The 15769-nt window shown below is 67.0% G+C and carries 7 protein-coding genes and 2 rRNA genes; 8 read left to right on the top strand and 1 reads right to left on the bottom strand.

The window, feature by feature from the left end; all coding sequences use genetic code 11:
- Positions 1 to 78: 78 nt before the first annotated feature.
- Positions 79 to 1755: a catalase gene (locus tag ACH9D3_RS04980; RefSeq protein ID WP_396410080.1), complete on the bottom strand. Its 1677-nt coding sequence runs from the start codon at positions 1753 to 1755 to the stop codon at positions 79 to 81.
- A gap of 272 nt (positions 1756 to 2027) precedes the next feature.
- On the opposite strand from ACH9D3_RS04980, the gene ACH9D3_RS04975 reads away from it, so the two are divergent.
- The 8 genes from ACH9D3_RS04975 (at position 2028) to ACH9D3_RS04940 (ending at position 15633) form a co-directional block, all read left to right on the top strand.
- The gene (locus tag ACH9D3_RS04975; protein WP_396410079.1) at positions 2028 to 3254 is read left to right on the top strand and encodes an argininosuccinate synthase; all 1227 of its coding nucleotides are present in this window, start codon (positions 2028 to 2030) and stop codon (positions 3252 to 3254) included.
- A 153-nt stretch (positions 3255 to 3407) separates the two neighbouring features.
- Positions 3408 to 4856 (top strand): argininosuccinate lyase, encoded by a 1449-nt coding sequence (gene argH / locus ACH9D3_RS04970; RefSeq protein WP_396401263.1) that lies wholly within the window; start codon positions 3408 to 3410, stop codon positions 4854 to 4856.
- The gene (locus tag ACH9D3_RS04965) at positions 4853 to 5536 is read left to right on the top strand and encodes a DNA-3-methyladenine glycosylase (protein WP_396410078.1); all 684 of its coding nucleotides are present in this window, start codon (positions 4853 to 4855) and stop codon (positions 5534 to 5536) included. Before argH ends, ACH9D3_RS04965 begins: the two co-directional genes overlap by 4 nt.
- Positions 5537 to 5562: 26 nt before the next feature.
- On the top strand, positions 5563 to 6099 hold the full coding sequence (locus ACH9D3_RS04960; protein ID WP_396401265.1) for an adenine phosphoribosyltransferase: 537 nt from the start codon (positions 5563 to 5565) through the stop codon (positions 6097 to 6099).
- Between the two features lie 118 nt (positions 6100 to 6217).
- Positions 6218 to 8476: a HelD family protein gene (locus tag ACH9D3_RS04955; protein ID WP_396401266.1), complete on the top strand. Its 2259-nt coding sequence runs from the start codon at positions 6218 to 6220 to the stop codon at positions 8474 to 8476.
- Between the two features lie 56 nt (positions 8477 to 8532).
- Positions 8533 to 9843 (top strand): tyrosine--tRNA ligase, encoded by a 1311-nt coding sequence (gene tyrS, locus ACH9D3_RS04950; RefSeq protein ID WP_396410077.1) that lies wholly within the window; start codon positions 8533 to 8535, stop codon positions 9841 to 9843.
- Between the two features lie 462 nt (positions 9844 to 10305).
- Positions 10306 to 11831: ribosomal RNA gene (locus ACH9D3_RS04945) — 16S ribosomal RNA — on the top strand.
- A 668-nt stretch (positions 11832 to 12499) separates the two neighbouring features.
- A 23S ribosomal RNA gene (locus ACH9D3_RS04940) occupies positions 12500 to 15633 on the top strand.
- Together the 16S and 23S rRNA genes form the textbook arrangement of a ribosomal RNA operon.
- Positions 15634 to 15769: the final 136 nt, after the last annotated feature.

Below are 15769 nucleotides of genomic sequence, written 5' to 3'. Positions count from 1 at the left end.
CCTCCTCCGTCGTGGGTCCGTCACAGGTCCGTCACGACCCGGGGGGAGGCGCCCCGGTGGGGCGCCTCCGTCACGGGATCAGCTGGACATCATCGCGGGGCTCTGCTCCTGCGGCTCCCGCTCCACGGCGGCGCGCTCGTTCGGGACGCAGTGGGTCATGGTGCGACCCTCCACGTCGCGCGGGCCGTTGTTGCCGAGGTTCGCCACGCGCTGCTGCTCCGCCTCGGACAGGCGCTGGGTGGGCAGCGGGCCCAGGTCCTTGACGTCGTCGAGCGAGACGCCGATGCCCTCGCCCACGCGGCGGCCCATCTCGTCGTCGACCATGAAGAAGTGCCAGACCATCCGCTCCTGGATCGGGCGGTCGCACTGCGACAGCGCGCCGACCAGGTTGGCGATGAGCTCCTCCTTCTCCCAGTCCTGCTGGAGCTGGAAGCGCTCACCGGCCTGCTGGTAGTCGTTGGTCCGCTCGATCCGGGCGCGGGTCAGGCGCGCGTTGATCTCCGGGCCGACCTCGGGGTGGTAGTCCTCGCCCTTCGGGGCCTCCTGGACGCCGCCGGTGATGGACGGCTCGTAGTTCACGTGCGGGTTCTGGCCCGGTGCGTGGTCCACGCCGTAGGCCATCTGGCCGTCGCGCTGGTTCGTGGCCACGGCCGTCTTCGGGGCGTTGACCGGCAGCTGCAGGTAGTTGGGGCCCACGCGGTAGCGCTGGGTGTCCGAGTAGGAGAAGGTGCGCCCCACGAGCATCTTGTCGTCGGAGAACTCGAGGCCGTCCACGAGGACGCCGGTGCCGAAGGCGATCTGCTCGTTCTCGGCGAAGAAGTTCTCCGCGTTGCGGTTGAGCACCATGCGGCCGACCGGCTTGGGCGGGAAGAGCTCCTCGGGCCAGACCTTGGTGTCGTCCAGCGGGTCGAAGTCCAGCTCCGGGTGGTCGTGGTCCTCCATGACCTGGACCTGCAGCTCCCACTCGGGGTGGTCACCGGCCTCGATCGCGTCGTAGAGGTCCTTCGTGTGCGAGCCCAGGGTCTGCGCCTGGATGTTCGCGGCGTCGGCCGCGGTCAGGGACTTCACGCCCTGCTTCGGGATCCAGTGGTACTTCACCAGGAGGGACTCGCCGGCGGCGTTGACCCACTTGTAGGTGTTCACGCCGAAGCCCTGCTGGTGGCGGTAGTCCGCCGGGATCCCGCGCGGGGAGAACAGGATCGTGATCATGTGCATCGCCTCGGGCGACTGGCTGAAGAAGTCGAAGGCGCGGTTGGCCACGGAGGCCTCGAAGTTCACGGGATCCGGCTTCTGGGAGTGGATGAAGTCCGGGAACTTGATGGCGTCGCGGATGAAGAAGACGCCGAGGTTGTTGCCGACGAGGTCCCAGTTGCCCTCCTCGGTGTACATCTTCACGGCGAAGCCGCGGGGGTCGCGGGCCACCTCGGAGGAGTCGCGGCCGCCGGCCACCGTGGAGAACCGCACGGCCACGTCGGTGCGCTTGCCGGCCTCGGAGAAGACCTTGGCGCGCGTGAACTTCGCGATGGGCTCGTCGCCGAACTTGCCGTAGGCCTCGAAGTAGCCGAAGGCGGTGGTGCCGCGGGCGTGGACCACGCGCTCGGGGATGCGCTCGCGGTCGAAGTGGCTCATCTTCTCGAGGAACGCGTAGTTCTCGAGGGTCGCGGGCCCTCGCGAGCCGATGGTGCGGGTGTTCTGGTTGTCGCGGACGGGGTGGCCCTGGCGGGTGGTCAGGGTCTGGTCGGGAACGTTCGTCATTGGGTTCCTCTCGGGGTAGGGACCGGGTGTGCAGGAGTGCCGGGGTGCAGAGGCCCCCGTCGCTCCGGGCGTGGTCATCGGTGCGGACGACACCTTCCCTCCAGTATGGCGGAAGGGCCGCGCTATTGCTAGCTACTCATAATTGCCGGGTGACGGCCGGTGCGGCGCGGACGGGCGCACCGAGTATGAATAAATACAAGTGGTCGTGTATAGTCATGCACAGAGAGCGGGACCACGTCGTGGCGCCCGGACCACCGACGAAGGGATACACCGTGACCGAGCGCGTTGTGCTGGCCTACTCCGGAGGACTCGACACCTCCGTGGCCATCGGCTGGATCGGCGAGGCGACGGGGGCCGAGGTCATCGCCGTGGCCGTCGACGTCGGACAGGGCGGGGAGGACCTGGAGACCATCCGCCGGCGCGCCCTGGACTGCGGCGCGGTCGAGGCCTACGTGGCCGACGCCCGCGACGAGTTCGCCGCCGAGTACTGCATGCCCGCGCTGCAGGCCAACGCCCTCTACATGGACGCCTACCCCGTGGTCTCCGCGCTGTCCCGGCCGGTGATCGTCAAGCACCTCGTGGCCGCCGCGAAGCGCTTCGGCGCCTCGACCGTGGCCCACGGCTGCACGGGCAAGGGCAACGACCAGGTGCGCTTCGAGGTGGGCATCCAGACGCTGGCCCCCGAGCTCAAGTGCATCGCCCCGGTCCGCGACCTCGCCCTGACCCGCGACAAGGCCATCAACTACGCGGAGAAGCACCACCTGCCGATCGCCACGACCAAGAAGAACCCCTTTTCGATCGACCAGAACGTGTGGGGCCGGGCCGTGGAGACCGGGTTCCTCGAGGACATCTGGAACGCCCCGACCAAGGACGTCTACGACTACACGGACGACCCCACCTTCCCGCCGCCGGCCGACGAGGTCGTCATCAGCTTCCAGGGCGGCATCCCGGTGGCGCTGGACGGCCAGCCCGTCACCCCGCTGCAGGCGATCCAGGAGATGAACCGGCGCGCCGGGGCCCAGGGCGTGGGCCGGATCGACATCGTGGAGGACCGCCTCGTGGGCATCAAGTCGCGCGAGGTCTACGAGGCCCCCGGCGCCATGGCCCTCATCGCCGCGCACCGGGAGCTCGAGAACGTGACGGTCGAGCGCGAGCAGGCCCGCTTCAAGCGGATGGCCACGCAGCGCTGGACCGAGCTGGTCTACGACGGCCAGTGGTTCTCCCCGCTGAAGCAGTCCCTCGACGCGTTCATCCAGGACACCCAGAAGCACGTCGACGGCGACATCCGGATGACCCTGCACGCCGGGCAGGCCACCGTGACCGGTCGCCGCTCGAACACCTCCCTGTACGACTTCAACCTCGCCACCTACGACGAGGGCGACGCGTTCGACCAGTCGCAGGCCCGCGGTTTCATCGAGCTGTTCGGGATGTCCTCGAAGGTCGCCGCGTCCCGCGACCAGCGGCTCGCGGCCGCGAGCGGGCAGACCGCGACCGCGTAGGCTCGTCCCAGCAGGAACGGGCACGACGACGGAGGGCCCCATCCCGGCGGTGGGGCCCTCCGCGCACGCCGGAGCCCCCCACCCGCGCCACCGCCCCCGGTCCACCGGGGCAGGAGTGCCGCGGCGGATCCCAGGACGGAATCAAGGAGAGACATGGCGCAGCAGGACAAGCACGGGACCAACGAGGGCGCGCTCTGGGGCGGGCGCTTCGCCGGGGGACCGGCCGACGCCCTCGCGGCCCTCAGCAAGTCGACGGACTTCGACTGGCGCCTGGCCCCCTACGACATCGCGGGCTCCCGCGCCCACGCCCGGGTCCTGCGCACGGCGGGCCTGCTGGGCGCCGACGAGCTCGAGGGCATGCTCGAGGCGCTCGACCGGCTGGAGGCCGACGTCCGCTCCGGCGCCTACGCCCCCGCCGCCTCGGACGAGGACGTGCACGGCTCCCTGGAGAAGGGGCTCATCGAGCGCGCCGGCCCCGAGCTCGGCGGCAAGCTGCGGGCCGGCCGGTCCCGCAACGACCAGATCGCCACGCTCGGGCGGATGTACCTGCGCGACCACGCCGCGATTCTCGCCCGCGACGTCCTCGACGTCGTGCAGGCCCTCCTGGACCAGGCGAAGGCCCACCCGGAGGCCCCCATGCCGGGTCGCACGCACCTCCAGCACGCCCAGCCCGTGCTGCTGTCCCACCACCTGCTCGCCCACGCGTGGGCCATGCTCCGCGACGTGCAGCGCCTCGTCGACTGGGACGCCCGCGCCGCGGTCTCGCCCTACGGCTCCGGGGCGCTCGCCGGCTCCTCGCTCGGGCTGGACCCCGCCGCGGTGGCCGCCGAGCTCGGCTTCGACTCCGCCGTGCACAACTCCATCGACGGCACGGCCTCGCGCGACGTCTACGCCGAGTTCTCGTGGGTGACCGCGATGATCGCCGTGGACATGTCGCGGATCTCCGAGGAGATCACCACGTGGGCCACGAAGGAGTTCTCCTTCGTCACGCTCGACGACGCCTTCTCGACCGGGTCGTCGATCATGCCGCAGAAGAAGAACCCGGACATCGCCGAGCTCGCCCGCGGCAAGGCGGGCCGCCTCATCGGCGACCTCACGGGCCTGCTCGCCACGCTCAAGGGCCTGCCGCTCGCCTACAACCGCGACCTGCAGGAGGACAAGGAGCCGGTCTTCGACGCGATCGACCAGCTGGAGGTGCTGCTGCCCGCCGTCGCGGGGATGATCGCCACGCTGGCGTTCAACACGCGGCGCATGGCCGAGCTCGCCCCGCAGGGCTTCGCGCTCGCCACGGACGTCGCCGAGTGGCTCGTGCGCCAGGGCGTGCCCTTCCGGGACGCCCACGAGATCGCGGGGGACGCCGTGCGGGTCTGCGAGCAGCGCGGGATCGAGCTGTGGGACCTCTCGGACGATGACTTCGCCGGGATCTCGGCGCACCTGCACCCCGGGGTGCGCGAGGTGCTGACGGTCGGGGGTTCGCTGGCCTCCCGCAGCGCCCAGGGGGGCACGGCACCGTCGGCCGTGGCGGCGCAGATCGGCGAACTCGAGCGCCAGGTCGCCGAGGTCGCGGCGTTCTCGCGGCGCCCCCCGATCGTCGCCGGATGAGCCGTGGCGCGCCGGGCGGCGGGCCGGAGCTGCTCGAGCTGCTGTCCCGGCCGGCCCCCGAGGTGGCACCGCGGCTGCTCGGCGGCCTGTTCGGCCACCGGAGCGGCGAGGGCGCCGTGGTCCTGCGGATCACGGAGGTCGAGGCCTACGGCGGTCCCGCCGGGACCGACCTGCCCGATCCCGGGGCGCACACGTGGCGGGGGATGACGCCGCGCAACGCGTCGATGTTCGGGCCGCCCGGCCACGTCTACGTGTACTTCACCTACGGCATGCACCACGCCGTCAACCTGGTCTGCCGGCCCCGGGGCACCGCCGGCGGGTGCCTCGTGCGCGCCGGCGAGGTCGTCGAGGGCCTCGCGCTGGCCCGCGCCCGCCGGGCCGCCGGCCGGACGAGCCCCGTGCCGGACGCGGCGCTGGCCAGGGGACCGGGCAACCTCGCCAAGGCCCTGGGCATCGACCTGACCCACGACGGCGCGGCGCTCGCCGCGGGGGCGGACGACGTCGCCGCCGGCTTCTTCCTGCGTCTTCCGCCGCCCGAGGCCCGGGCTCCCGCCGACTCGGGCCCGCGCACCGGGGTGTCCGGACCCGGCGGGTCGGCCGAGTTCCCGTGGCGGTGGTGGATCCCCGGCGAGCCCTCCGTCTCCCCGTACCGGCCCGCGGCAGCGCGCCGACGACGCTGACTCCGCGCGGGACCCGGGCGGCTAGCATGAGCGACGTGACTGAATCCGTTGAGCAGATGATCGAGCGCCTGTGCGTGAAGATCCCCGACTACCCGGAGCCGGGGGTCCTCTTCCGCGACCTGACGCCGCTGTTCGCGGACGGCGCCGGCCTCCGGCGGACCGTCGACGCCCTGGCCGACGCGTTCAGCGGCCAGTTCGACTACGTGGCGGGCGTCGAGGCCCGCGGCTTCCTCATGGCGGGGGCCCTGGCCTATGCGACGGGCGTGGGCCTGATCCCGGTGCGCAAGGCCGGGAAGCTCCCGCGCGAGACCTTCCGCGAGGAGTACGTCCTGGAGTACGGGTCGGCGGTGCTGGAGATCCACACCGACGACGTCCCCCGCGGCGCCCGCGTGCTGGTGCTCGACGACATCCTGGCGACCGGAGGCACGCTCGGGGCCACGGCGCAGCTGCTGCACCGGGCCGGGCTGCACGTCGCCGGTTTCGGGCTCGTCATGGAACTGACCGAGCTGCGGGGCCGGAGCCGGCTCGGCGGGCACCGCGTCCGCGCCCTGTACCGCATCTGACCTGCGGCGCCGCGCCGGACAGCGGCCCTGTTACGCACCGCACGGCGACGTCGCCGTCGGGAGGCCGCCGGACCGGTAGAATCGTTGGTCTGTTCGATCCGGAACGAGGTGTCCACCCATGGCAGAGACCGTCGCCACCATGGCGGCCGAGCAACTTGCTGTCGAGCGCGCGTACGTCGCGATGCTCTACGACCGGCTCGACGAGCTGCGGGCCGAGAAGACCGCGGAGCTCGCGGCCGTGCGACGCAGCGAGTCGTTCGGCAACCACCAGAACCGCGCCGAGCGGGACGCGTTCGCCTCCCACTACGAGGACCGCCTCGCCCAGCTCGAGGCCGTGGACCACCGGCTCGTCTTCGGCCGGCTGGACGGGCACGACGGTGAGCGCCGCTACGTGGGGCGCGTCGGGCTGGCCACCGCGGACCACCAGCGGCTCATGGTGGACTGGCGGGCCCGGGAGGCCGCCGCCTTCTACCAGGCCACCGCGCAGAGCCCCATGGGCATCCGCCGGCGCCGCCACCTGATCCTCGAGGGGCGGGACGTCGCGGCCCTCGAGGACGACGTCCTCGATCCGGACATGCTCGAGGACGAGGGCGTGCTCCACGGGGAGGGCGCCCTGCTCGCGGCGCTGAACCAGAAGCGCACCGGTCGGATGTCGGACATCGTCGCGACCATCCAGGCCGAGCAGGACCGGATCATCCGCGCCCCGCTGCCCGGGGTCCGCGTGGTGCAGGGCGGGCCGGGCACCGGCAAGACCGCCGTGGCGCTGCACCGGGCGGCGTACCTGCTCTACGAGCACCGGGAGCGCCTGCGGAAGGCCGGCGTGCTGATCGTGGGGCCGTCGTCGTCGTTCATGTGGTACATCGAGCGGGTGCTGCCGGCGCTCGGGGAGACCGGCGTCGTGATGTCGTCGCTGTCCGAGCTGTTCCCCGGTGTGGTCGCCGCGCCCGAGCGCGATCCCCGGACCGCCCGGCTCAAGTCCGGGCTCGACATGGCGGACGTCGTCGCACGGGCCGTGCGGGACCGGCAGAAGGTGCCCCGGGAGGACCAGGTCCTGCGCGTCGACACGCACCGCGTGACGCTGACCCCGCGGATCGTCAAGCGTGCCCGGGACAAGGCGCGCGCCACCGGGAAGCCGCACAACGAGGCGCGCAACACGTTCGTGAAGATCGCGCTGCGGGAGCTCACCGAGCAGCTCGGGGAGCACCTCAACACCACCAGCGGCAACGTCATGGACCGCTCCTACCTCGCGGAGGACATCCGTCAGTCCCGGGACGTGCGGATCGCGCTGAACCTCGCCTGGATGCCGCTGTCGCCGCAGACCCTGGTGGACCAGCTCCTCAGCAAGCGCCACTACCTCGAGTCCGCCGCCCCGCACCTGGACGCGGAGCAGGTCGAGGTCCTGCTGCGTCCGGCCGGCGCCCCCTTCACCGTGGCGGACGTCCCGCTCCTCGACGAGGCCGCCGAGCTGCTGGGCGACCTCGACGACGCCGGCGTGCGCCGGCGGGCCGAGGCGGAGCGGGAGCACCGCAAGGCCACGGACAACGCCGAGCACGCCCTGCAGAACATGCACCAGAGCCTCGAGGACGTCGGCGCCGACGGGATCGTGACCGCGTCCCAGCTGACCGACTTCAACGCGGTGACCCAGCACCGGATGACCGCGGCCGAGGCCGCGACCGCGGACCGGACGTGGGCCTACGGGCACGTCGTGGTCGACGAGGCCCAGGAGCTCTCCCCGATGCAGTGGCGGGTGCTCATGCGCCGCTGCCCCATGAAGTCCTTCACCGTGGTCGGCGACATCGCCCAGGCCGGTTCGGCGACGGCCGCCAACAGCTGGCGCGACGCCCTCGAGCCGTTCGTGGGGGACCGGTTCGCGCTCGACGAGCTCACGGTCAACTACCGCACGCCCGCCGCGATCGCGGAGGCGGCCGTCGACGTCGCCCGGGCGGCGGGACTGGACATCTCCGCCCCGCGCGCCGTCCGGGAGGGCGAGCCGCCGATCGTGCACCGGGTCGGCGCGGCCGAGGTGGTCGACGGACTCCTCGACCAGGTCCGGGCCGAGCTCGAGCTCCTCAACGGCGGGCTGCTGGCGGTGATCGTGCCCGAGGCGCGCGTCCAGGAGCTCGGAACGGCGCTCGCCCGCGCGCTGCCCGGTCTCGTGGGCGCGGGGGTCCGCCGGCTGGACCGGCAGGTCGTGGTGCTCTCGGCGTGGGACGCCAAGGGCCTGGAGTTCGACTCGGTGGTGGTCCTGGAACCGCAGGCGCTGGTCGAGGAGGTCGGGGGCGGGGTCGGCAACCTGTACGTGGCCATGACCCGGCCCACCCAGCGGCTGCGCATCGTCGCGGCACGGCGGCTGCCGGCCGGGCTCGACCGGTCCTGACCGGGCACCGGGGCGCGGCGGGCCTCCGGGCCGCGCCCTGGTGTAACTTGTTAGCCGTGCCAATTTCCACGGACCTGAACTCCCAGCGCAACGATCCGTCCTTCGCCAACGTGTGGCAGGAGCTGCAGTGGCGCGGGCTCGTGCACGTGTCGACCGACGAGGCCGCGCTGGAGAAGTCGCTCGCGGAGGACACGGTCACCTACTACTGCGGGTTCGATCCCACCGCGGCGTCGCTGCACCTCGGCCACCTGGTGCAGCTGCTGCTCATGCGCCGGCTCCAGCTCGCCGGCCACCACCCCATCGGACTCGTGGGCGGGTCCACCGGACTGATCGGCGATCCCCGGCAGACCTCCGAGCGGGTCCTGAACTCCAAGGAGACCGTGGCGCAGTGGGTCGACCTGCTGCGCGGTCAGGTCGAGCCGTTCCTCTCCTTCGAGGGCGGGAACCGGGCCGTGATGGTCAACAACCTGGACTGGACCTCCCCGCTCTCCGCCATCGACTTCCTCCGGGACATCGGCAAGCACTTCCGGGTGGGCACGATGGTCAAGAAGGACATCGTCGCCAAGCGCCTGAACTCGGAGGAGGGCATCTCCTACACCGAGTTCAGCTACCAGATCCTGCAGGGACTGGACTACCTGAACCTCTACCGCGACCACGGGTGCACCCTGCAGACCGGCGGCTCCGACCAGTGGGGGAACCTCACCTCGGGCACCGAGCTGATCCGCAAGGTCGAGGGGGTGTCGGTGCACGCGATCGGCACCCCCCTGATCACGAACTCGGACGGCACGAAGTTCGGCAAGTCCGAGGGCAACGCCGTGTGGCTCGACCCGGAGCTCACCTCGCCGTACGCGTTCTACCAGTTCTGGCTCAACACCGCCGACGCCGACGTGGTCGACCGGCTCAAGGTCTTCACGTTCAGGTCCCGGGCCGAGATCGAGGAGCTGGCCCGGGCCGTCGAGGAGGAGCCCTTCAGGCGGGAGGCCCAGAAGGTCCTCGCGTGGGAGGTCAACTCGCTCGTGCACGGGGTGGAGGCGACCGAGAAGGCGATCGCGGCCTCGGCCGCCGTCTTCGGCCGGGGAGAGCTCGCCGAGCTGGACGCCCAGACCCTGGACTCGGTGGCCCGCGAGCTGCCCGGTGCCAGCGTGGGACCCGGCCGGCTCCAGGTCGTCGATCTGCTGGTGGCGACCGGTCTGTCGGAGTCGAAGTCCGCCGCGCGCCGCACCCTCAAGGAGGGCGGGGCCTACGTCAACAACGAGAAGGTCGTCGGCGAGGACGCCGAGCTGGTCCCGGACCAGCTCCTGCACGGGAGGTGGGCCCTGCTGCGCCGCGGCAAGAAGCACCTGGCCGCCGTCACCGTCGAGGCGTGAGCCACGGGCCGGACCGGCCCGCACCCCCGTCCCGGAGCCTCGGTTGCAGGCCCCAGGGCGGGGGTGTAGTGTTCATCAAGTCGTCAGGCAGGGCCGAGAGGCCGGCGGGCGGCACCACCGCAAAGAGCAGCACGGCCAGTGGTCGTGCCTAGTTCATGCGGATCGGCCGATTCCCATCGGTCCGGACGCGGGGCAGCGCAAGTTGACACGCCGAGAACGGACTGCCTAGGATGGTCGAGCTGCCTGAGGCGGGGAACGAGGTTCCCCGGCAAACGGCACCGAAGAATTTCATCACGGTTTCTGGGTGTTGTGCCTGGTTGTTGGTCTGTTGTTTGAGAACTCAATAGTGTGCCATGTTTGTTGATACCGGAAGTTTTTTTCGGTTGATTGGTTGTCGCCGTTCCGCCTCCGTGGGGTGGTGGCAGCATTTTCAGCCGGGTTCGAAATGTTTTCGTTGTTTTTTTGACGGAGAGTTTGATCCTGGCTCAGGACGAACGCTGGCGGCGTGCTTAACACATGCAAGTCGAACGATGATGCCCAGCTTGCTGGGTGGATTAGTGGCGAACGGGTGAGTAATACGTGAGTAACCTGCCCTTGACTCTGGGATAAGCCTGGGAAACCGGGTCTAATACTGGATACTACTGCGCATCGCATGGTGTGTGGTGGAAAGGGTTTTACTGGTTTTGGATGGGCTCACGGCCTATCAGCTTGTTGGTGGGGTAATGGCTCACCAAGGCGACGACGGGTAGCCGGCCTGAGAGGGTGACCGGCCACACTGGGACTGAGACACGGCCCAGACTCCTACGGGAGGCAGCAGTGGGGAATATTGCACAATGGGCGGAAGCCTGATGCAGCGACGCCGCGTGAGGGATGACGGCCTTCGGGTTGTAAACCTCTTTCAGTAGGGAAGAAGCGAGAGTGACGGTACCTGCAGAAGAAGCGCCGGCTAACTACGTGCCAGCAGCCGCGGTAATACGTAGGGCGCAAGCGTTGTCCGGAATTATTGGGCGTAAAGAGCTCGTAGGCGGTTTGTCGCGTCTGCTGTGAAAGCCCGGGGCTCAACCCCGGGTCTGCAGTGGGTACGGGCAGACTAGAGTGCAGTAGGGGAGACTGGAATTCCTGGTGTAGCGGTGAAATGCGCAGATATCAGGAGGAACACCGATGGCGAAGGCAGGTCTCTGGGCTGTTACTGACGCTGAGGAGCGAAAGCATGGGGAGCGAACAGGATTAGATACCCTGGTAGTCCATGCCGTAAACGTTGGGCACTAGGTGTGGGGGACATTCCACGTTTTCCGCGCCGTAGCTAACGCATTAAGTGCCCCGCCTGGGGAGTACGGCCGCAAGGCTAAAACTCAAAGGAATTGACGGGGGCCCGCACAAGCGGCGGAGCATGCGGATTAATTCGATGCAACGCGAAGAACCTTACCAAGGCTTGACATTCACCGGACCGCCCCAGAGATGGGGTTTCCCTTCGGGGCTGGTGGACAGGTGGTGCATGGTTGTCGTCAGCTCGTGTCGTGAGATGTTGGGTTAAGTCCCGCAACGAGCGCAACCCTCGTTCTATGTTGCCAGCACGTGATGGTGGGGACTCATAGGAGACTGCCGGGGTCAACTCGGAGGAAGGTGGGGATGACGTCAAATCATCATGCCCCTTATGTCTTGGGCTTCACGCATGCTACAATGGCCGGTACAAAGGGTTGCGATACTGTGAGGTGGAGCTAATCCCAAAAAGCCGGTCTCAGTTCGGATTGAGGTCTGCAACTCGACCTCATGAAGTCGGAGTCGCTAGTAATCGCAGATCAGCAACGCTGCGGTGAATACGTTCCCGGGCCTTGTACACACCGCCCGTCAAGTCACGAAAGTTGGTAACACCCGAAGCCGGTGGCCTAACCCCTTGTGGGAGGGAGCCGTCGAAGGTGGGACTGGCGATTGGGACTAAGTCGTAACAAGGTAGCCGTACCGGAAGGTGCGGCTGGATCACCTCCTTTCTAAGGAGCCGTTGGCCGCCGTGTGGTGGCCGCCCCTGCCGCAGTGCCCGTTCGTGGTGCTGGTGGGGTGAGCTCATGGGTGGAATATCAACGAGCAAGTGGCCGCGTTCCTGCTGGTCTCCCTGTTGTTTGGGGGGGTCGGTGGTGTGCCGGCCGGGTGGGTCCTAGTACCTGCTGCTGTGTTCTCGTGCTCCCGGGTTGTTCCGGGGGTGCGTGGGTGTGGTGGTGGTGGAAGGGGTGCTCCCGGTGGGTGGGCGTGGTCCATGGCGCACTGTTGGGTCCTGAGACAACAGGCCCCGTGGTTCCTCGTGCGGTGCCGGTGGGTTTTCCCTGCTGGTGGGTGCGGGGTGCGGGGGTGTTGGATCTGGGTTCCCGGTGTCCTGCCGGTGGGGGTGGTCCTGAACGGGGCCGCGACCACCAGTGTGTGGGATGTGCGGGTTGTTGTTTGAGAACTGTATAGTGGACGCGAGCATCTTAAGAACGGGTGCTGCAGTCGCGCGCTGGTCGTGGTCGTCCTGGACGGGGGTTTGTGCCCTGGTGCGGGGTGGTGCGGCCGGTGGTGTGGTTGTGGTGCCGTGTTCGTGATTGATCGCCGATCGTCGCCGCTGCCGGGCGTCCTCTTCGGAGGGGGTGTGGTGGTGGTGGTATCGGTGTGTTCTGTGATCATGTGGCAAGTTTTTAAGGGCGCACGGTGGATGCCTTGGCATCAGGAGCCGATGAAGGACGCGGTAATCTGCGATAAGCCTCGGGGAGCTGATAAACGAGCTGTGATCCGAGGGTCTCCGAATGGGGAAACCCCGCCGCGTGTTATGCGTGGTGACCCGCACCTGAATTCATAGGGTGTGTGGAGGGAACGTGGGGAAGTGAAACATCTCAGTACCCACAGGAAGAGAAAACAACAGTGATTCCGTCAGTAGTGGCGAGCGAACGCGGAAGAGGCCAAACCGATGGTGTGTGATACCCGGCAGGGGTTGCATCATCGGGGTCGTGGGGCGTGTCGTCCCGGGTCTGCCGGCCCGGGCGTGTGAGTGCAGGACGATAGTCGAACCGGTGTGAGTGCCGGACCGGAGAGGGTGGGAGTCCCGTAGACGAAATCGTTGCTGCCGCACGGTGCACGTACCCAAGTAGCACGGGGCCCGAGAAATCCCGTGTGAATCTGCCAGGACCACCTGGTAAGCCTAAATACTACCTGATGACCGATAGCGGACCAGTACCGTGAGGGAAAGGTGAAAAGTACCCCGGGAGGGGAGTGAAATAGTACCTGAAACCGTGTGCCTACAAACCGTCGGAGCCTGTGAGGGTGACGGCGTGCCTTTTGAAGAATGAGCCTGCGAGTTAGTGTTACGTCGCGAGGTTAACCCGTGAGGGGTATCCGTAGCGAAAGCGAGTCTGAATAGGGCGAGTGAGTGGCGTGATCTAGACCCGAAGCGAAGTGATCTACCCATGGCCAGGTTGAAGCGCGTGTAAGAGCGCGTGGAGGACCGAACCCACTTCAGTTGAAAATGGAGGGGATGAGCTGTGGGTAGGGGTGAAAGGCCAATCAAACTTCGTGATAGCTGGTTCTCCCCGAAATGCATTTAGGTGCAGCGTTACGTGTTTCTTGCCGGAGGTAGAGCTACTGGATGGCCGATGGGCCCTACAAGGTTACTGACGTCAGCCAAACTCCGAATGCCGGTAAGTGAGAGCGTAGCAGTGAGACTGTGGGGGATAAGCTTCATAGTCGAGAGGGAAACAGCCCAGACCACCAACTAAGGCCCCTAAGCGTGTGCTAAGTGGGAAAGGATGTGGAGTTGCTCAGACAACCAGGAGGTTGGCTTAGAAGCAGCCATCCTTGAAAGAGTGCGTAATAGCTCACTGGTCAAGTGATTCCGCGCCGACAATGTAGCGGGGCTCAAGTACACCGCCGAAGTTGTGGCATTGCACCAATGATACCCAACCGGGTCCTTGATGGTCCTGGTTCAGGTGGTGCGATGGGTAGGGGAGCGTCGTGTGGGCAGTGAAGCTGCGGGGTGACCCAGTGGTGGAGCCCACACGAGTGAGAATGCAGGCATGAGTAGCGAATGACGGGTGAGAAACCCGTCCGCCGGATGATCAAGGGTTCCAGGGTCAAGCTAATCTGCCCTGGGTCAGTCGGGACCTAAGGCGAGGCCGACAGGCGTAGTCGATGGACAACGGGTTGATATTCCCGTACCGGCGAAGAACCGCCCATACCGAACCGGGGACACTAACCACCCGAACCGTATCCTGATGCCGGCCTTTGGCCGGTGGACGGTGCGGGGAGCGTGGGACCTGAACCGGGGAGGTAAGCGTATTAACAGGTGTGACGCAGGAAGGTAGCCGAGCCGGGCGATGGTAGACCCGGTCTAAGCGTGTAGGGCGATCCGTTGGCAAATCCGCGGATCATGTGCCTGAGACGTGACGGGACCCCCATTCGTGGGGGGATTCGGTGATCCTATGCTGCCGAGAAAAGCATCGACGCGAGGTTCCAGCCGCCCGTACCCCAAACCGACACAGGTGATCAGGTAGAGAATACTAAGGCGATCGAGAGAATCATGGTTAAGGAACTCGGCAAAATGCCCCCGTAACTTCGGGAGAAGGGGGGCCCGGACCGTGGACACCACTAGCTGGTGCGAGCGGGCAAGGGCCGCAGAGACCAGGGGGAAGCGACTGTTTATCAAAAACACAGGTCCGTGCGAAGTCGCAAGACGATGTATACGGACTGACTCCTGCCCGGTGCTGGAAGGTTAAGAGGACCTGTTAGCCTCACGGCGAAGCGGAGAATTTAAGCCCCAGTAAACGGCGGTGGTAACTATAACCATCCTAAGGTAGCGAAATTCCTTGTCGGGTAAGTTCCGACCTGCACGAATGGAGTAACGACTTCCCCGCTGTCTCAACCATGAACTCGGCGAAATTGCAGTACGAGTAAAGATGCTCGTTACGCGCAGCAGGACGGAAAGACCCCGAGACCTTTACTATAGTTTGGTATTGGTGTTCGGTGTGGCTTGTGTAGGATAGGTGGGAGACGTTGAAGCGGGCACGCCAGTGCACGTGGAGTCATCGTTGAAATACCACTCTGGTCACTCTGGACATCTAACTTCGGCCCGTGATCCGGGTCAGGGACAGTGCCTGATGGGTAGTTTAACTGGGGCGGTTGCCTCCTAAAGAGTAACGGAGGCGCCCAAAGGTTCCCTCAGCCTGGTTGGCAATCAGGTGTCGAGTGTAAGTGCACAAGGGAGCTTGACTGTGAGAGCGACAGCTCGAGCAGGGACGAAAGTCGGGACTAGTGATCCGGCGGTACATTGTGGAATGGCCGTCGCTCAACGGATAAAAGGTACCTCGGGGATAACAGGCTGATCTTGCCCAAGAGTCCATATCGACGGCATGGTTTGGCACCTCGATGTCGGCTCGTCGCATCCTGGGGCTGGAGTTGGTCCCAAGGGTTGGGCTGTTCGCCCATTAAAGCGGTACGCGAGCTGGGTTCAGAACGTCGTGAGACAGTTCGGTCCCTATCCGCTGCGCGCGCAGGAAATTTGAGAAGACCTGTCCTTAGTACGAGAGGACCGGGACGGACGAACCTCTGGTATGGCAGTTGTACCGCCAGGTGCACCGCTGCTTCGCTACGTTCGGAAGAGATAACCGCTGAAAGCATCTAAGCGGGAAGCTCGCTTCGAGATGAGATTTCCATGCACCAACAGGTGTGAGAGGCCCCCAGCTAGACCACTGGGTTGATAGGCCGGAGGTGGAAGCACGAACCAACGACGTGTGCAGCCGACCGGTACTAATACGCCGACAACTTACACCACACCCCACCCCGAACCACCCACGGTGAGTAATCACCGGCGGTGACACCGGGTGGGAACACCACAGAACACCGCGTCCACTATACGGCTCCCGACCAACAACCCGTTGGCCAGGAACACCGCCCCCCGACGGGGCGG

Source organism: Kocuria kalidii (assembly GCF_044462225.1).
Classification (GTDB): Bacteria; Actinomycetota; Actinomycetes; order Actinomycetales; family Micrococcaceae; genus Kocuria; species Kocuria kalidii.
The sequence above is the reverse complement of the archived record's forward strand: the minus strand, read 5'-3'. Positions and strand labels throughout refer to the sequence as shown.